Annotated in this window: 19 protein-coding genes and 1 pseudogene; 11 read left to right on the top strand and 9 right to left on the bottom strand. The window is 71.7% G+C overall.

Translation table 11 applies throughout. The features are described from left to right. Positions 1-56 precede the first annotated feature (56 nt). Positions 57-253, bottom strand: a pseudogene (locus ABZ464_RS00210) (PLP-dependent aminotransferase family protein); the annotation flags it as partial. 33 nt (positions 254-286) lie between these two features. Here ABZ464_RS00210 and ABZ464_RS00205 point away from each other — a divergent pair. Beyond that, positions 287-757 (top strand): carboxymuconolactone decarboxylase family protein, encoded by a 471-nt coding sequence (locus tag ABZ464_RS00205; RefSeq protein WP_359269587.1) that lies wholly within the window; start codon positions 287-289, stop codon positions 755-757. 67 nt (positions 758-824) lie between these two features. Here the strand turns inward: ABZ464_RS00205 and ABZ464_RS00200 are convergent, their stop codons facing one another. The 3 genes from ABZ464_RS00200 to ABZ464_RS00190 all read right to left on the bottom strand — a co-directional run bounded on the left by ABZ464_RS00200 (position 825) and on the right by ABZ464_RS00190 (position 3,722). Beyond that, positions 825-2,312, bottom strand: a complete 1,488-nt coding sequence (locus tag ABZ464_RS00200) for a glutamate synthase subunit beta (protein ID WP_359268616.1) — start codon at positions 2,310-2,312, stop codon at positions 825-827. A 126-nt stretch (positions 2,313-2,438) separates the two neighbouring features. Further along, positions 2,439-2,918 (bottom strand): anthrone oxygenase family protein, encoded by a 480-nt coding sequence (locus ABZ464_RS00195; RefSeq protein WP_359269584.1) that lies wholly within the window; start codon positions 2,916-2,918, stop codon positions 2,439-2,441. Between the two features lie 57 nt (positions 2,919-2,975). After that, positions 2,976-3,722, bottom strand: coding sequence for a DUF2293 domain-containing protein (locus tag ABZ464_RS00190; RefSeq protein ID WP_359268613.1), 747 nt, complete (start codon positions 3,720-3,722; stop codon positions 2,976-2,978). A 122-nt stretch (positions 3,723-3,844) separates the two neighbouring features. Between ABZ464_RS00190 and ABZ464_RS00185 the strand changes: the two genes are divergently transcribed. Further along, positions 3,845-4,486, top strand: coding sequence for a uridine kinase (locus ABZ464_RS00185; protein ID WP_359268610.1), 642 nt, complete (start codon positions 3,845-3,847; stop codon positions 4,484-4,486). Between the two features lie 121 nt (positions 4,487-4,607). Beyond that, positions 4,608-5,042 (top strand): CBS domain-containing protein, encoded by a 435-nt coding sequence (locus tag ABZ464_RS00180; protein ID WP_359268608.1) that lies wholly within the window; start codon positions 4,608-4,610, stop codon positions 5,040-5,042. A 39-nt stretch (positions 5,043-5,081) separates the two neighbouring features. On the opposite strand, the gene ABZ464_RS00175 is transcribed toward ABZ464_RS00180, so the two are convergent. Further along, complete coding sequence (locus ABZ464_RS00175) at positions 5,082-6,209, bottom strand: magnesium and cobalt transport protein CorA (protein WP_359268605.1); 1,128 nt, start codon at positions 6,207-6,209, stop codon at positions 5,082-5,084. A gap of 257 nt (positions 6,210-6,466) precedes the next feature. Here ABZ464_RS00175 and ABZ464_RS00170 point away from each other — a divergent pair, with 257 nt between their 5' ends. Further along, positions 6,467-7,261 carry a methyltransferase domain-containing protein gene (locus ABZ464_RS00170; RefSeq protein WP_359269581.1) on the top strand — a complete coding sequence of 265 codons (795 nt, stop codon included), beginning with the start codon at positions 6,467-6,469 and terminating at the stop codon, positions 7,259-7,261. 223 nt (positions 7,262-7,484) lie between these two features. On the opposite strand, the gene ABZ464_RS00165 is transcribed toward ABZ464_RS00170, so the two are convergent. The 4 genes from ABZ464_RS00165 to ABZ464_RS00150 form a co-directional block, all read right to left on the bottom strand. Beyond that, positions 7,485-8,495 (bottom strand): PfkB family carbohydrate kinase, encoded by a 1,011-nt coding sequence (locus ABZ464_RS00165; protein WP_359268602.1) that lies wholly within the window; start codon positions 8,493-8,495, stop codon positions 7,485-7,487. A 26-nt stretch (positions 8,496-8,521) separates the two neighbouring features. After that, the gene (locus tag ABZ464_RS00160) at positions 8,522-9,430 is read right to left on the bottom strand and encodes a pseudouridine-5'-phosphate glycosidase (RefSeq protein WP_359268599.1); all 909 of its coding nucleotides are present in this window, start codon (positions 9,428-9,430) and stop codon (positions 8,522-8,524) included. Between the two features lie 149 nt (positions 9,431-9,579). Next, positions 9,580-10,134: a methylated-DNA--[protein]-cysteine S-methyltransferase gene (locus tag ABZ464_RS00155; protein WP_359268597.1), complete on the bottom strand. Its 555-nt coding sequence runs from the start codon at positions 10,132-10,134 to the stop codon at positions 9,580-9,582. 36 nt (positions 10,135-10,170) lie between these two features. Beyond that, positions 10,171-11,043 (bottom strand): glycerophosphodiester phosphodiesterase family protein, encoded by an 873-nt coding sequence (locus ABZ464_RS00150; RefSeq protein ID WP_359268594.1) that lies wholly within the window; start codon positions 11,041-11,043, stop codon positions 10,171-10,173. 274 nt (positions 11,044-11,317) lie between these two features. On the opposite strand from ABZ464_RS00150, the gene ABZ464_RS00145 reads away from it, so the two are divergent. The 7 genes from ABZ464_RS00145 (at position 11,318) to ABZ464_RS00115 (ending at position 20,116) form a co-directional block, all read left to right on the top strand. Further along, a complete protein-coding gene (locus tag ABZ464_RS00145; protein WP_359268591.1) occupies positions 11,318-12,181 on the top strand; it encodes an MHYT domain-containing protein in 864 nt (287 codons plus the stop codon). Positions 12,182-12,263: 82 nt separating this feature from the next. Further along, positions 12,264-14,408 carry an excinuclease ABC subunit UvrB gene (uvrB, locus tag ABZ464_RS00140; protein ID WP_359268588.1) on the top strand — a complete coding sequence of 715 codons (2,145 nt, stop codon included), beginning with the start codon at positions 12,264-12,266 and terminating at the stop codon, positions 14,406-14,408. A gap of 160 nt (positions 14,409-14,568) precedes the next feature. Next, on the top strand, positions 14,569-15,147 hold the full coding sequence (locus ABZ464_RS00135; protein WP_358987516.1) for a TerD family protein: 579 nt from the start codon (positions 14,569-14,571) through the stop codon (positions 15,145-15,147). 54 nt (positions 15,148-15,201) lie between these two features. Beyond that, positions 15,202-17,271: a TerD family protein gene (locus tag ABZ464_RS00130; RefSeq protein WP_359268585.1), complete on the top strand. Its 2,070-nt coding sequence runs from the start codon at positions 15,202-15,204 to the stop codon at positions 17,269-17,271. A gap of 232 nt (positions 17,272-17,503) precedes the next feature. Beyond that, positions 17,504-18,505 (top strand): TerC/Alx family metal homeostasis membrane protein, encoded by a 1,002-nt coding sequence (locus tag ABZ464_RS00125; protein WP_359268582.1) that lies wholly within the window; start codon positions 17,504-17,506, stop codon positions 18,503-18,505. A gap of 126 nt (positions 18,506-18,631) precedes the next feature. Continuing rightward, a complete protein-coding gene (locus ABZ464_RS00120) occupies positions 18,632-18,949 on the top strand; it encodes a hypothetical protein (RefSeq protein ID WP_359268579.1) in 318 nt (105 codons plus the stop codon). A gap of 66 nt (positions 18,950-19,015) precedes the next feature. After that, the gene (locus tag ABZ464_RS00115; protein ID WP_359268576.1) at positions 19,016-20,116 is read left to right on the top strand and encodes an ionic transporter y4hA; all 1,101 of its coding nucleotides are present in this window, start codon (positions 19,016-19,018) and stop codon (positions 20,114-20,116) included. Positions 20,117-20,129 lie beyond the last annotated feature (13 nt).

Below are 20,129 nucleotides of genomic sequence, written 5' to 3'. Positions count from 1 at the left end.
ACGGGAGACGGCCCCCGGCGCCTCCTCAGGGCCGCAGGGGCGGGTCCCGCGTCCGGCGGCGGCAGAACCTCGCACAGGGCCTCCAGCGCCGCCCCGTAGGCGTTGCGTATCCGACGACCAGGCCGTCCCCCCCCGCCGTCTCCGTCTCCGGGTGCCGGTAGTCGCCCAGCCCGTCCAGCGCGACCCCGTGCCAGGCGGCCGCCTTGACCGCCGACCGCTCGGTACCGGCCGGCAGGCGCAGCACCGCGCCGACGCTGCTCCCTCCGCCGCTCTCCCCTCCGAGGCGATCGCCGCGGCCGAGGCCGCACGGACCCGGCTCGACTTCGGGAAGTCCGCCCGGCCCGCCTTTTGCGCCCTCATCGGCCTCGACGCCGCCGCCCGCGAGGGCCTCGACCCCGCCCTCGTCGAACTGATCCAGATCCGCGCCTCGCTCCTCAACCACTGCGCGTACTGCCTGCACATGCACACCAACGACGCCCGCAAGGCCGGCGAGAGCGAGGACCGACTGCACCTGGTCGCCGTCTGGCGCGAGGCCCGCCACTTCTACACCGAGCGGGAACAGGCGGCCCTCGCCCTGACCGAGGCGGTCACCCTGGTCGCCGACGCAGGCGTCCCGGACGACGTCTACGCCGAGGCCGCCGCCGTCTTCGACGACCACGAACTGGCCCAGGTGCTCGCCCTCATCTGCACGATCAACACCTGGAACCGGGTGGCCCTCGCGACGGGCAAGGTGGCGGGCACGGACGAGCGCCGCTGACCCCACCGGTCACCGGTCACCGGTTGCCGATCACGTCGTACGGCGGGGCCGTCGGGCGGTCGGGCCGTCACACGCTCATGGGCCGGTCGTACGGCGATATGGGCGCCGGCAGCCGCGAACTCCCCGACAGCCGACGGTCGACCGCCGCCGCCACCGCACGCCCCTCCGCGATCGCCCACACGATCAGCGACTGGCCGCGGGCCGCGTCCCCGGCGGCGAACACGCCGGGCACGTTCGTCGCGAAGTCACGGTCCCGCGCGAGGGTGCCGCGCGGCTCCAGCCTCAGCCCCAGTTGGTCCACGAGCCCGTCCGTCCGGTCGGGCCCCGAGAAACCGAGCGCCAGCAGCACCAGGTCCACCGGCAGCTCCCGCCCGCTGCCCGCCACCGGCCGACGCCGCGCATCCACCTCGACGAGGTGCAGCGACCGCACCCGCCCGTCCTCGTCCCCGGTGAAGCGGAGCGTGGACGCCGCGAACAGACGCGCGTCCGCGTCGGCCGCCGGCGCACTGCGCAACTCGCGCGCCTCCTCGTGCGCGGCCGACAGCCGGTAGATCTTCGGGTACGTCGGCCAGGGATCCGTGTCCTCGTCGCGGTCCGCGCCGGGCTGGGCGTAGATGTCCAGCTGGGTCACCGACGCCGCGCCCTCACGGACCGCCGTCCCCAGGCAGTCCGCGCCGGTGTCCCCGCCGCCGACGATCACGACATGAAGACCGGCCGCCGACATCGGCGAGACCTCGAGATCGCCCTGGCACACCCGGTTGGCCAGCGGCAGATACTCCATCGCCTGATGTATCCCGGCCAGCTCCCGGCCCGGCACCTGAAGTTCCCGCCAGGCCGTCGCCCCGGTGGCGATCACCACGGCGTCGTAACGCGCCCGCAGCTCCGCCGCGCCCACATCCCGGCCGACCGCCGTCCCCGTACGGAACCGCGTCCCCTCGGCGATCATCTGCTCGATCCGCCGGTCCAGATGGTGCTTCTCCATCTTGAACTCGGGGATGCCGTACCGCATGAGACCGCCGATCCGGTCGTCCTTCTCGTACACGGCGACCGTGTGCCCGGCCCGGGTCAACTGCTGCGCGGCGGCCAGCCCGGTCGGTCCGGAACCGATCACCGCCACCGTCTTCCCCGACAGCCGGTCCGGCGGACTCGGCGGCGCGAACCCCTCGGCCCAGGCCCGGTCGGCGATCGCCACCTCGACGTTCTTGATGGTCACGGCAGGCTGGTTGATGGCGAGAACGCACCCCGCCTCGCACGGCGCCGGACACAACCGTCCCGTGAACTCGGGGAAGTTGTTCGTCGCGTGCAGCCGGTCGCTCGCCGCCCGCCAGTCCTCCCGCGACACCAGGTCGTTCCACTCCGGGATCAGGTTGCCGAGCGGACACGCGTCGTGACAGAAGGGGACACCGCAGTCCATGCAGCGGTCGGCCTGCTTGCTGACGATGGGCAGAAGCGCCCCGGGGACGTACACCTCGTCCCAGTCCCGGACCCGTTCCTCGACCGGCCGGCGGGGCCAGTCCTGGCGGGAGGTGGTCATGAATCCCTTGGGATCGGCCATGGGCGTCTTCCTTGCGTACGCGTGGGACGGGCCGAGCGTCATTCGGCGGCACTCTTTCGGCCACGATACGTCCCCTCCGCCACCCGCGCAGAGAGGCGGAACAGGGCCGAATCACACCGGTCCGGCTCAGACCAGCGACAGCGCGTACACGATCGCCGCCGCCGCCGAGGAGGCCGCCCGCACATGGTTCCAGCGCGTCCACTGGCGCACGTACGCCGGCCAGTACGCCGCCGCCTCCGGCGCTCCGGGCTCCAGCTTCATCAGCGTCTCGTTGCGCGGCACGTTCGCCATGACGGTCACCCCGAAGGCGCCGACCAGGTACAGCCCGCTGCCCAGCAGCAGCGGGAGCGCCCCCTCGTCCGGCCACAGCAGGAACGTCACCATGGCGATCCCCGCGCACAGCCCCGCCGCCCCCAGGAACAGCACCATGAACGCCGGCGTCATCGCCGAGGAGTTGATCGCGTTCATCGCGGCGACGCCCTGCGCGGCCGGCAGCTTGGCGAGCCCCCGCATCACCAGCACCGAAAACGCGCAGAACACCCCTGCCATCACCCCCGTCGTGACGGCGCCGAGCAGCGCGAGCATCGGATACGGCCCATCGATCACTGTCACCGTCAACTCCCCCTGTCGTCGGAAGATCCTGCCCGCCACGGTCCCGTCACCTCAAGTGATATCCCGGATGTGATCGGTGACCGGGGAGGGGCCCTCCCCCTCCCCTCCCACCCCCTCCCCACCCTCCCGCCACTCCCGCAGCCGCGCCTCCACACGCGCCGCGATCCGCCGTCTCGCCTCGTTGCGCGGCACGCCGCTCATCAGCAGTTCGTCGTACGGCGTCTCCAGATGCCGTACGGAGGCCGCGACCGCCGAGACCACCGCGCCCTCGGACAAGGCCCGCCCGGCCGCGCTACGGCCCACCCGCCCGCTGCCCCGCACCGAGGCGTGAGCCGCGATCTCCCCGGCCCGCGTCACCGGGCAGCCCGGCAGCAGGCGCAGGATCTCCGCCGCGAACACCTCCGTGAACCGCGCGTCCGCCACGGCCCGCCGCCGCGCGTCCCGCAGCCGGCGCCGCCGCCGCGCCTCCGCGTCGGCCAGGCACCGCTGCTCGGCCCGGGCGAGCCCCGCCTCCTCGACCAGGACGCCCTGCCGCTCGTAGCGCCCCTTGCGCCGGTTGAACCGCACCACCACCGCCGACAGCCCGCTCTCCTCCCGCGATCTGCGGGTCAGCGCCGTGTCCCCGCGCGGCAGGAACACCAGATGTCCGAGGTCCGCACAGTTCAGGCAGCGGGCCCCGCCCTCCTCCAGCACCAGCATCGGCTGCGGCCCCCGGCGGCAGCCCGCACAGTACTTCCGCCGGAGCGGCTGCACGACGAGAAGGCCGGTGCGGGACAGGGGAGTTGCGCGTGCTGCCATGCAGGCTTCATTCCCGCTGGTGGGCGCGGTAGCACCCGGCTGCCGCCTCGACCCGCGCCCGCACGGAGCGATCCGAGGCCGGACGCCGACCGCGACGCGTCGTGACCGGTGCCTGACGCATCATGGGCCGTGTGCGACTCGAAGCGATCACCTGGGAACGGCTCGGCGACCTCCTCGCCGAGCGGCTGCTCGACCTGAAGCCGGCGGACGGCAGCCCCTGGCCCCGCGTCGCCTTCGACGGCGCCCCGGCGGCCCGCCCCGGCGACCTCGCCGCCCGCGTCGCCGAGGCGCTGCGGATCCACGGCCGCGCCTCCCGCGTCGTGGACGCCCACGGCTTTCTGCGCCCCGCCTCCCTCCGCCTCGAGTACGGGCGTCATGACGTCGAGGCCTACTACAACGGCTGGTTCGACACCGGCGCGCTCTGGCGCGAGGTGTTCGGCCCCCTCGAACCCGGCGGCGACGGGCGGATCCTGCCGGACTTCTGGGACCCGGTCACGGACCGGGCCACCCGCAGTTCCTACGTCCACCTCCCGCCGGGCGGTTTCCTGCTGCTGCACGGTCCCCTCCTGCTGCGCCACTGGTTCCCCTTCGACCTCACCGTCCACGTCCAGCTCTCCCCGGCCGCCCTGCGCCGCCGCACCCCGGACGCGGACCGGTGGACACTGCCCGCCTTCGACACCTACGCCGCCGAGACCGACCCCGCCGCCACGGCCGACGTCCTGGTCCGTGCGGACGATCCGCGCCATCCGGCGTGGGGCGGGTGAGCCGGAGCGGAGCCGACGGCCCGGGAGATGCGGGTGCCCGCGGGCACGGCGAGAATGGAAGGGCGCCGGGACCAGCGGTGCCCCCCGCGCCGCGCCGGCCGTCCGGTACCGGGAGGCACCCATGACCACAGCCGGAGAGATCATGCACCGGGGAGCCCGCTGGATCCCCGCCCATGAAACCCTCGACCGCGCCGCACAGTTGATGCGCGAACTCAATGTCGGGGCCCTGCCCATCGGCGACGACAACGACCGGCTCTGCGGCATCCTCACCGACCGCGACATCGTCGTCGGCTGCGTGGCCATGGGCCGCGACCCGGCGAGGGTCACCGCCGGAGAGATGGCCCGCGGCACCCCGCGCTGGATCGACGCGAGCGCCGACGTCGGCGATGTGCTCGGCGAGATGCGGAACCATCAGATCCGCAGGCTGCCCGTCATCGAGAACAAGCGCCTGGTCGGCATGATCAGCGAGGCCGACCTCGCCCGGCATCTGAGCGAGGGCGAAATCGCCTCCTGGGCCGAGAGCGTCTACGCCAGGACCGGCCCCGGACCGCACTGACGCCGCCCCGGTCCCGCCGCCGCCCGGGCCCGGGCGCCCTCAGAGCCAGCCGTTGCGCCGGAAGCCCCGGTACAGCACCAGGCAGGCCACGGATATGACGCCGATGACCAGGGGATAGCCGAACCTCCAGTGCAGCTCCGGCATGTGATCGAAGTTCATGCCGTACACACCGCAGACCATCGTCGGCACCGCGATCACTGCGGCCCAGGCGGTGATCTTCCGCATGTCCTCGTTCTGCGCGACCGTGACCTGCGCCAGATGCGCCTGCAGGATCGAGTTCAGCAGTTCGTCGAACGCGGCGATCTGCTCCGTGGCCCGCAGCAGATGGTCGGAGACGTCCCGGAAGTACGCCTGTATCTCCGGCTCGATCACCCGCACCGGCCGGTCGGCGAGATCCAGGAGCGGGCGCTTCAGCGGGACCACCGCCCGCTTCAGCTCCAGGAGTTCACGCTTGAGCTGGTAGATGCGCCCCGGATCGGCCCGCGCACCGTTCTCCGCGAAGACGTCCGCCTCGACCTGGTCGATGTCCCCCTGCACCGCGTCCGTGACGTTCAGATAGTCGTCCACGACATGGTCCGCGATCGCGTGCAGCACCGCCGACGGGCCCTTGGCGAGCTGCGCCGGATCGGACTCCAGCTCCTCGCGCAGCGGCCCCAGCGAGCCGTGCCGCCCGTGCCGGACCGTGACGACGAAGTCCTGGCCGACGAACACCATGATCTCGCCGGTGTTCACCACCTCGCTCGTCGCGGTGAGCTCCTCGTGCTCGACGTAGCAGACCGTCTTGAACACCGCGAAGAGCGTCTCGCCGTACCGCTCGACCTTGGGGCGCTGATGAGCCTCGACGGCGTCCTCCACGGCCAGTGGATGCAGGTCGAAGAGTTCGGCGATGCCCGAGAACTCGGCGTTCGTCGGCTCGTGCAGCCCGAGCCAGACGAAGCCCTGGCCGCTCTTGCGCACCCGCTCGACCGTCTCGACCAGATCCTCGCAGACAGGGGCCCGCACACCCTCCCGGTAGGTCACGCAGTTCACCACCGAGGAGCCCAGCGGGGAGCGCGCGTGGTGACTGAGGTCGACCCGGGCACGACGCCGGGCCAACCGCGCCACCCCGCGCAGGCCGCCGACCCGGCCGAAGCCGGTGACCTTCCGCAGATTCCCTGCCATGGTCATCTGGATCTCCTTGCGTGGCTCTCCTCGCGCCGCACTCCCGCGCCCTGGTCGGCCAGTCTGCCAGGCTCGCGTATGCCGTGGGTAAGCCTGTGGAAAGGGCCGGTTCCGGTTTGTTCCCGCCTGTGGACAACGAGGCTCCGGGCCCCGACCGGTACGGATTCCCCGCCCTCGCCGACATGAACACCGCGCTGCCCCGCCGGGGATTCATGGCCGCGTCGACCGCCTGCGCCAAGCGGGACAACTGGGATGATCGGCACATGACGCGAACCGACGGGTACCTTCTCGACAACCAGCAGACCGAGGCGGCGGAACGCTTCGACGCCTTCGCCACCCTCTTCGACCCCACGACGTTCCGCCATCTCGAAGAGCTGGGCGTCGGCCCCGGCTGGCGCTGCTGGGAGGTCGGCGCCGGCGGGACCTCGGTGGTGACCTGGCTGGCGAAGAAGGTCGGCCCCACCGGCAAGGTCGTCGCGACCGACATCGACACCTCCCGCCTCGCCCCGGCCGCCCGCCCGCCGGTCGAGGTGCGCGTCCACGACGTGGGTGCCGAGGAACCCCCCGCCGAGGGCTTCGACCTGGTGCACGCCCGGCTCGTCCTGGTCCATGTCCCGGACCGGGAAAGGGCGTTGCGTTCCATGGTGAAGGCCCTGCGCCCCGGCGGACGCCTTCTGGTCGAGGACGGCGACCCCGCCCTGCAGCCCCTGCTCTGCCCCGACGAGCACGGCCCGGAACAGCAGCTGGCGAACCGACTGCGCCACGGCTTCCGCACGCTGCTCGCCGACCGGGGAGCCGACCTCTCCTACGGCCGCAAGCTCCCGCGTCTGCTCCGCGAGGCCGGGCTGCAGCGCGTCGAGGCCGACGCCTATTTCCCGGTCACCTCACCCGCCTGCGCGGCCCTGGAGTCGGCGACGGTCCGCCAGATCCGCGACAGACTCGTCGGCGCCGGTCTCGCGACCGCCGAGGAGATCGACCGCCACCTGACCAATGTGGCCTCCGGCGCCATGGACCTGGCCACGGCACCGATGATCTCGGCCTGGGGACGGAAGGCGTAGAGGCGGCGGGACCGCCCGTGGGCGATCGGGGCAGCCTCAAGGAGACAGCCGGGGGCCGGGGGCGCGGTGCGGCCGGGCGGCGGGCCGGGCGGCGGGCGGGCCGGCGCCGGGGCCCGCCCGCCCCGCCGGCCGTCCGCCGGCCGTCCGCCAGGTCCCTGGTTTCCGCTGGTTCCCGCTGGGTCGCTCGACGCGGACCGAGCCGGTGCGACCCGCTGAAGCGGCCTCAGCCGACGACACGGACCCCGTTCGTTCCGGTCGGTGTCGTCGCGTCCCCGGGCGTGGGGGGCCGGGCGCCCACCCGCTCCACCGCGCGGGCCCCTGCCCGGCACCCCTCGGCCGCCGCTGCGGCGGGCTCGTCGCCCCGGAGGAGGGAGGCGAGGAAGGCGCCCGTGAAGGCGTCGCCCGCGCCCGTGGTGTCCCGGGGCGTCGCCGGGACGGCCGGGACGGCGGCCACGACGGCGCCCGCGCGCGCGACCAGCGCCCCGCCCGCCCCCTGCTTGGCCACCACGAGCGGGACACGGCGGCTCAGCTCGGCCGCCGCCCCCGCCCCGTCCGGCAACCCGGTCAGCAGACATGACTCGTCCCGGCTGGGCAGCAGTACGTCCACCCCGTCGACGAGCGCCAGGAACCGCTCGGCCCCCAGCTCCACCAGGAAGCCCGCCGACGCCGGATCGAGGCTCGTCGGCACCCCCCGCGCGCGTGCCGCCGCCAACGCCGTACGCACCAGCGCCCGCCCGGACTCGGAGAACAGCAGATAGCCCGACAGATGCAGGCGGCCCACCCCGGTAAGCAGCGCGTCCGACCAGTCGCCGGGCCCCAGGCGCAGCGCGGCACCGCTGTCGGTGAGGAAGCTCCGCTCGGCCGCCGCCTCCGCGTCGACCAGACAGATCACCGTCCCGGTCGGCGCCTGCGGATCGACGACGAGCCGGGGCCGTACCCCGCACGCGGTCAGTTCCCGTTCGTGCCAGGCGGCCGAGTCCGCGCCCACCCGACCGAGCAGCCGTACGTCCGCACACCCCCGGTGCGCCGCCCAGCACGCCACGTTGGCGCCCGCGCCGCCCGGCAGGGTCCGGATCACGGCGGCCGTGTCCGTGCCCGACGCCAGCGGTCCCCGATGCCGGGCGACGACGTCCGTCACCACGTCCCCGACGACCAGCAGCGCCCCGCCCGACGGATGCCCGCCCTCGGCCGGGACCGGACCCGAAACCGGAGCCCGGCCCGGCTCACCGCGCATGTGCTCCGACCCGCTGGGGCGTCCGGTCACACCTCGGCCCAAGCCGCCGCGATCCGTGCCGCCAGCCGTACGTTGCCGCGCACCGCCGCCAGATTGGCGCTCAGCGACGCCCCGTCGGTGTGCCGGACGAGATGGTCGAGGAGGAACGGAGTGACCCCCTGGCCGGTGACGCCGGCCTCCTCGCACGCGTGGAGCGCTTCCGCGAGCACGCGCGCGTGCACCTCGGGATCCAACTGCTCCTCCTCGGGCACCGGATTGGCGACGATCAGCGCCGACTCCGGCCCGCCCAGCGTGTCCTGGGCCCGCATCACCTCGGCCACCTGCGCGGGTGTCTCCAGCGTCCAGTCCACCGGATGCCCCGAGTCGGAAAGGTAGAAGCCCGGGAACCGGTCCGTGCCGTAGCCGGCGACGGCCACGCCCAGTGTCTCCAGCCGCTGCAGGGTCGCCGGCACGTCCAGGATCGACTTCACGCCCGCGCACACCACCGTGATCCTGGTCCGCGCGAGCAGCCCCAGGTCGGCCGACTCGTCTTGGGTCACCGTCCACTCGCGGTGCACCCCGCCGAGCCCGCCCGTCGCGAACACCCGGACCCCCGCCAGCGCCGCCAGCAGCGCCGTCGCCGACACCGTGGTCGCCCCGCTCGCCCCCGAGGCCACCGCGAGCGGCAGGTCACGGTGGCCCAGCTTGCGGATGCCGTCCTCGTTGGCGACCCGCTCCAGCTGCTCCTTGTCGAGACCGACATGCGGCCGCCCGTCCAGCACGGCGATCGTCGCCGGAACGGCACCCTCCGCGCGGACGGCGGCCTCCAGCTCCCGCGCCACCTGAAGGTTGCGCGGGCGGGGCAGCCCATGAGCGATGATCGTGGACTCCAGAGCCACCACGGGTCGACGCGCGTCGACCGCCTCCCGCACCTCTTCCGACACCACCAGCACCATGCGCCTGTCTCCTGTCCTCGGGCCTTCCCTCATCCCTGGCGGGCGGCGCACCCGGCCAAACCCCGCACGCCTGTGGGGGACGCCACCGGCCCGGGACGCATGACGGACGCGACCCCGTCGGCGAGGAGCCCGGCGCTCCCGGAAGGCCGTCAGAACAGCGGCTCGGGCAGGACCCCTTCCAGCGCGAGCAGCTTCCGCTTGGTCTCCAGACCGCCCCCGAACCCACCGATGCCGCCGTCGCTCTCGACGACCCGATGACAGGGCACGACGACCGGCAGCGGATTGGCGCCCATCGCCGTCCCCACCGCCTGCGCCGCCCCCGGCTGTCCGACCCGCCGGGCCAGATCCCCGTAGCCGACGACCGCGCCATAGGGCACTCCGGAGGCGAGCTCGCGCAGGACCTGGCGGTTGAAGCCCGAGATCAGCGACCAGTCCAGGGGCAGCTCGAAAGTGTGCCGCTCGCCCGCGAAGTAGGCGTCGACCTGGCGTATCGCCTCGGCCAGCAGGGGAGAGCCGGGCGCCTCGACGGGCTGCGTGCCCAGCCGGTCCGCGAGCCGGCCGAGCGCCTTGGCCCGGACCGCCTCGGATGCGTGGAACACGACGTTGACGAGGCCCTCGTGGGTCGCGGCCAGCAGCAGCGGACCGATGTCGGTGCCGACGACGGCCCACACGACCTGCTGCCCGTTCCGCCCAGGACTGTTCATGCGACCCACCGTACGGCCCGCCACCGACAACGGGGGTCAGTACCGGTACAGGGCCCTGCGCACCACATCGGGCTTGTCGGTGATCACACCGTCGACCCCGTACCGGGCGACGGTCCTCGCCCTGGAGGCGTCGTCGACGGTCCAGACGAAGACCTTCATCTGCTTGCCGTGCGGTCCCTTCAGCGCGTGCACCGCGTCGACGTAGTCCCGGGACAGGGCGGTGTGCGAGGGGTTGATCAGGTCGGCGAAGACCGCGTACCGCGCCAGGTCCGCCCTGGCCGGCGCCCCCAGCAGTCCGGTCCGCACCGCCGGCTTCAGTGCGTGCACCGTGCGCAGACTGTCGGCGCTGAAGCTCTGCACGATCAGCCGGCCGGTCACATGCTGCTCGTCGAGCCAGCCCTCGTTGCTCAGCAGCTTCAGCGTCTGCTGCTCGATGCCCGGGTACAGCTCGGGGTTCTTGATCTCCAGAAGCAGCTTCTGGTGGTTGTGCTCCACCCGCTCCATGTACTGCTTCAGCGTCGGCACGCGCGCGCCCGTGTACGTCGCGCCGAACCAGCTTCCCGCGTCCAGCCGGGCGATCTCGGCCGCGGTGAAGTCCTTCACCTTCCAGGGGGCACGGCCGGGAAAGACCTCTTCCACGTTCGTCGTACGGCGCAGGCTGTCGTCGTGGATCACCACCAGCTCGCCGTCCTTCGTTCGCTGGACGTCGTTCTCCACCCAGACGATGCCCAGGGCGGCGGCCTCGTCGACGGCGCCCAGGGTGTTCTCCGGCGCGACCGCGGAGGCGCCCCTGTGGGCGACGACCGCGGCATGGGTGGCGATGCCCGCCCGGGCGTCGTGGACGGGGAGCAGCAGGGCGACGGCGCCCAGGAGCGCGGTGGTCGTTGCGGCTACTGTGCGCGCGTGCATGCGTACTCCTCGCGTCGAATGCTCACGTACAGCTCAACTGTGACAGCACAGAGTGGACGACGGAGGGGGTGCAGGATGACCACAGGATGAAAGGAGGCGCCCGAGGCCGCTCACCGCTGCCGCACATGTGCGGCAAGGACGTGTTTCTTTGCCGGAAAATCGTTCGACCATTCCGGTGGGAGTCATACTCTCTCTCAGCCTTGACCGCTCGCGCGGTCCTGGGAGGGGCGCGTAAAGGAAAAAAGCAAGCAACAGGGCGGAAGGGCAACCGCGCATGCAAGGCACGGTCGACGGATTCAGCTACGGAATCGTCACACCGCTGGTGGCCTACCTCATGGCCTGCCTCGGCGGTGCGCTCGGCCTGCGCTGCACCACGAGAGCCCTGCTCGTCGCCCATTCCTGGCGCCCCGGATGGCTGGCCCTCGGCTCGGCGGCGATCGGCTCCGGCATCTGGACCATGCACTTCATCGCGATGATGGGCTTCACGGTCACGGGTGCCCCGATCCACTACGACAAGCCGACGACCTACGCCAGCCTCGGCGTCGCCATCCTCATGGTGGGTGTGGGGATCTTCATCGTCGGCTACCGGGGCGCGACCGGAACCGCCCTGTTCACCGGCGGAACCATCACCGGCCTGGGCATCGCCTCGATGCACTACCTCGGCATGGCCGGGATGCGGTTCAACGGCAAACTGGAGTACAACACGTTCACCGTCGGCGTCTCCGTCGCGATAGCCATGGCCGCCGCCACCGCGGCCCTGTGGTCCGCCGGGCAGGTCAGAGGCTTCCTGTGGAGCGTGGGGGCCAGCCTCGTCATGGGGCTCGCCGTCACCGGCATGCACTACACGGGCATGGCCGCGCTGAGCGTCCACCTGCACGCGACCGGCAGCCCGACCGAGGGCGACTCACCCGCCGCCCTCCTCGCGCCCATGCTGATCGGCCCCCTCGCCTTCCTGCTGCTGGCCGGTGTCGTCGTGATGTTCGACCCGCTGATGGTGGGGAAGCCCCGCTGGACCCCCGTCGAACACAAACCCGGTGTCCCGGCGCACCCGAGCGTGCAGCACTCCGCCCGCCGCCCGGCGCTGCGCCCCCGCCGGAAGGTCTCCCACCGCGAGTCCCGCACCCCGCAGAACCGCTGATTCCGCCCCCGGACCGGGGCCCCGCCTGCACGAAACCGCTGATCCGGCCCCGTTGTCAGTGGGGGGTCGTACGGTGGATGGCATGCGGCCCGTCTCTCACATCGAACGCACGGTGGCGCCTTTCGAGGTCGTCAGCCCCTACCAGCCCAACGGCGACCAGCCGACGGCCATCGCCGAGCTCGCGCGGCGCGTCGAAGGCGGCGAGAAGGACGTCGTCCTCCTCGGCGCGACCGGCACCGGCAAGTCCGCCACCACCGCGTGGATGATCGAGAAGCTCCAGCGGCCCACCCTGGTGATGGCGCCGAACAAGACCCTGGCCGCCCAGCTGGCGAACGAATTCCGCGAACTGCTCCCGAACAACGCGGTCGAATACTTCGTCTCGTACTACGACTACTACCAGCCCGAGGCGTACGTACCGCAGTCGGACACCTACATCGAGAAGGACTCCTCGATCAACGAGGAGGTCGAGCGGCTGCGTCACTCCGCGACCAACTCGCTGCTCACCCGGCGTGACGTCGTGGTGGTCGCGTCGGTGTCCTGCATCTACGGCCTCGGAACACCGCAGGAGTACGTGGACCGGATGGTCCCGCTGAAGGTCGGCGAGGAGATCGACCGCGACGAGCTGCTGCGCCGCTTCGTGGACATCCAGTACACGCGCAACGACCTGGCGTTCACCCGCGGCACCTTCCGGGTCCGCGGCGACACCATCGAGATCTTCCCGGTCTACGAGGAGCTCGCCGTCCGCATCGAGATGTTCGGCGACGAGATCGAGGCCCTGTCCACGCTGCACCCCCTCACCGGCGAGATCATCAGCGACGACGATCAGCTGTACGTCTTCCCGGCCTCCCACTACGTCGCCGGCCCGGAGCGCATGGAGCGGGCCGTCAACGACATCGAGAAGGAGCTGGGGGAGCGCCTGGCCGAACTGGAGAAGCAGGGCAAGCTCCTGGAGGCCCAGCGGCTGCGCATGCGCACCACGTACGACATCGAGATGCTCCGCCAGATCGGCTCGTGCTCCGGCGTGGAGAACTACTCGATGCACTTCGACGGCCGTGAGCCCGGTTCCCCGCCGAACACCCTCCTCGACTACTTCCCGGACGACTTCCTGCTCGTCATCGACGAGTCGCATGTCACGGTGCCGCAGATCGGCGCGATGTACGAGGGCGACGCCTCCCGCAAGCGCACCCTCGTCGACCACGGCTTCCGGCTGCCCTCCGCCCTCGACAACCGTCCTCTGAAGTGGGAGGAGTTCCAGGAGCGCATCGGGCAGACCGTGTATCTGTCCGCGACGCCCGGCAAGTACGAGCTTTCCCGCGGGGACGGTGTCGTCGAGCAGATCATCCGCCCCACCGGCCTCGTCGACCCCGAGGTGGTCGTCAAGCCCACCGAGGGCCAGATCGACGACCTGGTGCACGAGATCCGCACACGCGTGGAGAAGGACGAGCGCGTCCTCGTCACCACGCTCACCAAGAAGATGGCCGAGGACCTCACGGACTACTTCCTGGAACTCGGCATCCAGGTGCGCTATCTGCACAGCGACGTCGACACCCTGCGCCGCATCGAACTGCTGCGCGAGCTGCGCGCCGGGGAGTTCGACGTCCTCGTCGGCATCAACCTCCTGCGGGAGGGCCTCGACCTGCCCGAGGTGTCTCTGGTGGCGATCCTCGACGCCGACAAGGAGGGCTTCCTGCGCTCCGGCACCTCGCTGATCCAGACCATCGGCCGCGCGGCGCGCAATGTCTCCGGCCAGGTGCACATGTACGCCGACAAGATCACCCCGGGCATGGAGCGGGCCATCGACGAGACCAACCGTCGCCGCGAGAAGCAGGTCGCCTACAACAAGGCGAACGGCATCGACCCGCAGCCCCTCCGCAAGAAGATCAACGACATCGTCGCGCAGATCGCTCGCGAGGAGGTCGACACCGAGCAGCTGCTCGGTACGGGCTACCGGGCGAAGAAGGACGGGCGCGGCACCAAGGCCCCCGTGCCCTCCCTCGGCGACAAGGCGGCCAAGGGCGCCGCGTCCAAGGCCGCGAAGGGCAAGGCCAAGGAGACGGTCCCCACCGACCGTCCGGCCGCCCAACTCGCCGAGCAGATCGAGGAGATGACGGAGCGCATGCGGGCCGCCGCCGCGGACCTGCAGTTCGAGGTCGCCGCCCGGATCCGCGACGAGGTGTCCGAGATGAAGAAGGAGCTGCGTCAGATGAGGGAGGCGGGTCTGGCCTGACGGACCCGGGCGGTGGCCGGACCCGGGCCGCGACGCGCAGTGTTGCAAGACCGACACAAAGTGCGTGCCCGGGTACGGCACTGTCAGTGCCTGTGCGTAGGGTTTTCGGCAACCGCGGAGTCCGCGGCAACAGGGGACAGTTCGAGAGGGGAATCAGCCCGTGACCGTCAACATGACCAAGGGCCAGGCCATCAGTCTGCAGAAGAACGACGGGGGCAGCCTGACCGCGGTCCGTATGGGTCTCGGTTGGCAGGCGGCCCCGCGGCGTGGCCTGTTCGGCTCCCGCACCCGGGAGATCGACCTCGACGCCTCCGCCGTCCTGTTCGCGGACAAGCAGCCCGTCGACGTCGTGTTCTTCCGTCACCTGGTGAGCGACGACGGCTCCGTCCGGCACACCGGTGACAACCTCGTCGGCGGCGTCGGTCAGGGCGGCGACGACGAGGCGATCCTCGTCGACCTCGCGCGCATCCCGGTCCACATCGACCAGATCGTCTTCACCGTCAACTCCTTCACGGGCCAGACCTTCCAGGAGGTGCAGAACGCCTTCTGCCGCCTGGTCGACGAGACCAACGGCCAGGAGCTGGCGCGCTACACGCTCGCCGGCGGCGGCGCCTACACGGCCCAGATCATGGCCAAGGTGCACCGCTCGGGCGCGGGCTGGACGATGACGGCCCTCGGCGCCCCGGCCAACGGCCGTACCTTCCAGGACCTGATGCCGGCCCTCGTGCCGCTCCTGTAACAGGCCCCGGCCGACCGACACCACAACACCACACGCGACACAGGGGGACAGGCGATGACGGCCGAGCTGGTGCGGGGGCAGAACCACCCGCTCTCCACGGTTCGCCTCGAGATCAGGATCTCGGCCGGCACGCCGGTCGTGGCCGCGGCCACGCTCAGCGACGAGAACGGCAGGGCGCAGGGCGTCGAATGGGTGGCCCACCCGGGCTCCCCGACCCTGCCCGGTCTGGAGGTCTCCCGGCAGGCGGCCGCCGATCACCGGCTCGCCGTGGACCTGGGCGCCATGCCGGCGAGCGTGCACCGGGTCAACGTCCTGCTCTCCCTGCCCACGGGCGACGGGGGAGGCCCGGCCAGCTTCGGCGCCGTGCCGCCCCCCGCCGTCAAGGTGACCGGCCTCGACGGCACCGAGGTCGCCGGGTACACCGTCACCGGTCTGAGCGCCGAGTCGGCGGTGGTCGCCCTGGAGCTCTACCGGCGCCAGGGCGCCTGGAAGGTGCGGGCGGTCGGCCAGGGGTACGCGGGCGGCCTCGCCGAACTCCTCACCGACCAGGGCCTGCCACAGGCGCAGCAGCTCGCGGCCGGTATCAACGAGGCGGTGGCCCAGGGCCTGGCCCGCTCGGTCCCGGCCCCGCCACCGCGTACGGCCGACGGCGACCGCTCCCGGCAGGCGGCCGCGTCCGCGCTAGGCCCGGACCAGAGTGGCTCCGTGTACGGCGCGCAGGGCGCCCAGGGCGCCACCGGTCCCTACGGGGCGGGCCAGAGCGCCCAGCCCGGCACAGGGAGCGGTTACCCGACCGGCGCGACACCGAACTCCGTACCGCCGCCCGGCCCGACAGGTGCCGTTCCGACGGGCCCGGTGCCTACGGACCCCGCCGCCACCCAGCCGCCCCCGCCGACCACCGGCGGCCCCGTCGACTACGTCCACCCCGGTCGGCGGAACGCCGCTCCGCCCCCACCCCCGCCCACCGCGCCGCCGGCCCGGCCGGGGCAGCCCGCCCCGCCCGTCGCGGGCGACGCGACCGGCTGGTCGATGGAGGAGCGGCTCTACAACCAGGTCTGGGGCATGTTCGAGGACCTGGCCCGCACCACGGCCGCCTACCGCAGCGCGGTCGACTTCGCGGACACGCGGATGGAGAAGGAGCTGGACCAGGTCCTGTCCGATCCGCGCAGCAGGATCGGCGGCCAGGGGGACGCGGCCCGCGAGGCGGCCCAGGCCCGGCACATCCAGCTCGTCGACCAGGCGCGGGAGGCCCTGGAGCGGGACCTCGCCCAGCTCGGCGCCGAGTCCGACGTCGTCGAGCCTGCGCTGCCCCCGGCCTACGCCCGCTGGGACAACCCCGTCTGGCACGCCTACCGCGTCCCGATGGAGATGCCCATGGCGCTGCGCCTCGGCGACCTCCACCTGCCCGAGAGCGACCCGCTGCGCATCCCGATGCTGGTCCGTCTCCCGCTGGAACGCGGGCTGTGGATCGACAGCGGCAGCACGGGATCGGCCGAGGAACCCTTCGTCGACTCCCACGAACTGCGGCACCTCGCCCTGGTGTCGGCCGTGGCGCACACCGCCCGGCTGCTGGCGGTGTATCCGGCGGGCGAGTTCACCGTGCACGTCGTCGACCCGGCCGGCTCCGGGGCGCAGGCACTCGCACCGCTCGTCCGGGCCGGGGTGCTCGCGACCCCGCCGGCCGGCGGCGCGGCGGGCGTGGCGGACGTCCTCGGCCGGCTGACCCAGCGCGTCGACCTGGTGCAGATGGCGGTCCGCGGCGGTGCCGCCGACTCCCTCCCGCCCGGCTTCGACACCTCCCAGCAGCTCCTCGTCGTCAACGACTTCCCGCACGGCTTCGACGACCGCGCCGTGAACCAGCTCCGGTACCTCGCGGACGAGGGTCCCTCCGTCGGCGTCCATCTGATGCTGGTCGCCGACCGGGAGGACGCCGCCGGTTACGGTCCGTTGCTGGATCCGCTGTGGCGGGGGCTGCTCCGGCTGACCCCGGTCCCCGACGACCACCTCGCGGACCCCTGGGTCGGGCACGCCTGGACGTATGAACCGGCGCTCGTGCCGCCCGGCAGCCAGGTGCTCCAGCAGGTGTTGAACCAGGTGGCGACCGCCCGCACCAAGGACGCGTAAAGGCTCTCTGACCAGCTAACTTGGTCTTTCTTTTGCCAATCGCTTTACCTTTCCTTGGTGATTGGGGTACTGTTTTCCGTACGGAGGGGAGTACTCCCTACTGCGGCGCACCCGTCAATACGGATCGAAGGTGATCCCGGGACGCCGGCCCGTCCCGTACGGACCGGGTGGAGGAGACCTCCGGCAGCGCGACGACGCTGATTACCTGCCGTTACGTACTGCCGGAGGCGCAGTGGATGTTTCCCTGAACCTATGGGTTCTGACCATCGTGGGTCTGGCCGCCCTGATCGCGGTCGACTTCTTCATCGGCCGCAAGCCGCATGACGTGTCCATCAAGGAAGCCGGCATCTGGACCGTCGTCTGGATCGCCCTGGCCGGACTCTTCGGCCTCGGCCTGCTCGTCTTCGGCGGCGGCCAGCCCGCCGGAGAGTTCTTCGCCGGCTTCATCACCGAGAAGTCCCTCAGCGTCGACAACCTCTTCGTCTTCGTCCTGATCATGGCGAAGTTCGCCGTCCCGTCGCAGTACCAGCAGCGGGTCCTGCTGGTGGGCGTCCTCATAGCCCTGGTCCTGCGGGCCGCCTTCATCGCCGCGGGCGCCGCGATCCTCGCCAGCTTCGCCTGGGTGTTCTACCTCTTCGGCGCCTTCCTCATCTGGACCGCCTGGAAGCTCATCCAGGAGGCCCGGGCCGACGAGGAGGACGAGGAGTTCGAGGAGAACAAGCTGCTCAAGGCGGCCGAGCGCAGGTTCGGCGTCGCCGACCGCTACCACGGCACCAAGCTGTGGATCGAGCAGAACGGCAAGCGGGTCATGACCCCGATGCTCGTCGTGATGCTCGCGATCGGCACCACCGACGTCCTGTTCGCGCTCGACTCCATCCCCGCGATCTTCGGCCTCACGCAGGACCCGTACATCGTCTTCACGGCCAACGCCTTCGCGCTGATGGGCCTCAGGCAGCTGTACTTCCTCATCGGCGGCCTGCTGAGGAAGCTGGTCCACCTCAGCTACGGCCTGTCGATCATCCTGGGCTTCATCGGCGTCAAGCTGGTGCTGCACGCCCTGCACGAGTCCGGCGTCCACGTCCCCGAGATCAGCATCCCGGTCTCGCTCGGCGTCATCTGCGCCGTCCTGATCGTCACCACGATCACCAGCCTGCGCGCCTCGAAGAAGCAGGCGGCGGCCGAGGCGGCGCAGACGGAGAGCGAAGGCGCTCCGAAGGACAGCATCCAGGCCTGACCACGCACGACGTAGGAACAACCAGCCCGGTCAGCGGTGCGTGGTGAATTGCCCACCGCCGCTGCCGGTGCTTCCTTGGGACACGGGCGTCTCCACCAGGAGGCGCCCGCTACGGGCGGAGGCACCATGGGCAGCAGTTCACAGAAGTTCGTCCAGATCATCGACTTCGAGACCGACCGTATCGACGAGATGCGGGCACTCGCCGAAGAGGGGGAACAGGGAATCAGGGACAGCGCCGACGGCCCCGTGCGGCGCCTCGTCCTCAAGGACAGGAACCGGCCGAACCGCTACCTGGTCGTGGTCGAGTTCGACTCCTACGAGGAGGCCATGCGCAACAGCGAATCCCCCGAGACGAGCAAGTTCGCCGAGGGGATGGCAGCACTCTGCACCAAGCCGCCGTCCTTCACCGACTGCGACGTCGAGGACGCCACCACGTTCGCGTGAGACGAGGGCCGCACCGGCCGTAGGGGCCGGAATGCGAAGCCCTGACAGCTCTGCGACGATCGCTGCATGATCGCTCGGCTCGGGACGCTCACCACACGGTGGACGAGCCTCGTGCCGGTGCTGGCAGTCGTGCTCCTGGTTCTGACCTGGGGCCGTGACCTGCCTGTGGCGGTCGTCGTGCTGGTCACCGTGGTCCTCGCCGGATCCGTCCTGGCCGCCGTGCACCACGCCGAGGTCGTCGCCCACCGGGTCGGCGAACCCTTCGGCTCCCTGGTCCTCGCGATCGCCGTGACGGTCATCGAGGTCGCCCTGATCGTGACCCTGATGGCGGACGGCGGCGCCAAGTCCTCGACCCTGGCACGGGACACGGTCTTCGCAGCCGTGATGATCACCTGCAACGGCGTGGTCGGCATCTGTCTCCTCGTCGCCTCGCTGCGGCACGGCACCGCCGTGTTCAACCCCGAGGGCACGGGCGCCGCCCTGGCCACCGTGGCCACCCTGGCCACGCTCAGCCTGGTCCTGCCGACGTTCACGACCAGCAAACCGGGCCCGGAGTTCTCCGCCGTCCAGCTGACCTTCGCCGCGCTCTCCTCCCTGATCCTCTACGGCCTGTTCGTGGCGACCCAGACCGTCCGGCACCGCGACTACTTCCTGCCGGTCACCCGGCAGGGACAAGTGATCACCGCCGACGACCACGCGGGAGTACCGTCCTCACGGGCCGCGCTGATCAGCCTCGGCCTCCTCGGCCTGGCCCTGATCGGGGTGGTGGGCCTGGCGAAGGGCGTCTCGCCCACGATCGAGTCCGGGGTGGAGGCGGCCGGCCTGCACCACGCCGTCGTCGGGGTCGTCATCGCGCTGCTGGTGCTGCTCCCCGAGACCATCGCCGCACTGCGCTCAGCCCGCCGCGACCGCGTCCAGACAAGCCTCAACCTCGCGCTCGGATCCGCCATGGCCAGCATCGGCCTGACGATCCCCGCGGTCGCCCTCGCCTCCGTCTGGCTCTCCGGCCCGCTCGTCCTGGGCCTCGGCGCCACGGACATGGTGCTGCTCGCGCTGACCATCGTGGTCAGCTCGCTGACCGTGGTGCCGGGACGGGCCACCCCGCTCCAAGGCGGTGTCCATCTCGTCCTGTTCACGGCCTACCTGGAACTGGCGATCAACCCCTGACCGCGGGACACAG

Source organism: Streptomyces sp. NPDC005820, from assembly GCF_040630255.1.
GTDB lineage: Bacteria > Actinomycetota > Actinomycetes > Streptomycetales > Streptomycetaceae > Streptomyces.
Note: the sequence above shows the minus strand (reverse complement) of the source record. Positions and strands in the feature narration are given on the sequence as shown.

Coding starts and splice junctions, on each gene's coding strand:
- ABZ464_RS00200 (WP_359268616.1), bottom strand. CDS start 2,312: ATGGCCGATCCCAAGGGATTCATGACCACCTCCCGCCAGGACTGGCCC.
- ABZ464_RS00190 (WP_359268613.1), bottom strand. CDS start 3,722: ATGGCAGCACGCGCAACTCCCCTGTCCCGCACCGGCCTTCTCGTCGTG.
- ABZ464_RS00185 (WP_359268610.1), top strand. CDS start 3,845: ATGGGCCGTGTGCGACTCGAAGCGATCACCTGGGAACGGCTCGGCGAC.
- ABZ464_RS00180 (WP_359268608.1), top strand. CDS start 4,608: ATGACCACAGCCGGAGAGATCATGCACCGGGGAGCCCGCTGGATCCCC.
- ABZ464_RS00175 (WP_359268605.1), bottom strand. CDS start 6,209: ATGACCATGGCAGGGAATCTGCGGAAGGTCACCGGCTTCGGCCGGGTC.
- ABZ464_RS00170 (WP_359269581.1), top strand. CDS start 6,467: ATGACGCGAACCGACGGGTACCTTCTCGACAACCAGCAGACCGAGGCG.
- ABZ464_RS00165 (WP_359268602.1), bottom strand. CDS start 8,495: ATGCGCGGTGAGCCGGGCCGGGCTCCGGTTTCGGGTCCGGTCCCGGCC.
- ABZ464_RS00160 (WP_359268599.1), bottom strand. CDS start 9,430: ATGGTGCTGGTGGTGTCGGAAGAGGTGCGGGAGGCGGTCGACGCGCGT.
- ABZ464_RS00155 (WP_359268597.1), bottom strand. CDS start 10,134: ATGAACAGTCCTGGGCGGAACGGGCAGCAGGTCGTGTGGGCCGTCGTC.
- ABZ464_RS00150 (WP_359268594.1), bottom strand. CDS start 11,043: ATGCACGCGCGCACAGTAGCCGCAACGACCACCGCGCTCCTGGGCGCC.
- ABZ464_RS00145 (WP_359268591.1), top strand. CDS start 11,318: ATGCAAGGCACGGTCGACGGATTCAGCTACGGAATCGTCACACCGCTG.
- uvrB (WP_359268588.1), top strand. CDS start 12,264: ATGCGGCCCGTCTCTCACATCGAACGCACGGTGGCGCCTTTCGAGGTC.
- ABZ464_RS00130 (WP_359268585.1), top strand. CDS start 15,202: ATGACGGCCGAGCTGGTGCGGGGGCAGAACCACCCGCTCTCCACGGTT.
- ABZ464_RS00120 (WP_359268579.1), top strand. CDS start 18,632: ATGGGCAGCAGTTCACAGAAGTTCGTCCAGATCATCGACTTCGAGACC.
- ABZ464_RS00115 (WP_359268576.1), top strand. CDS start 19,016: ATGATCGCTCGGCTCGGGACGCTCACCACACGGTGGACGAGCCTCGTG.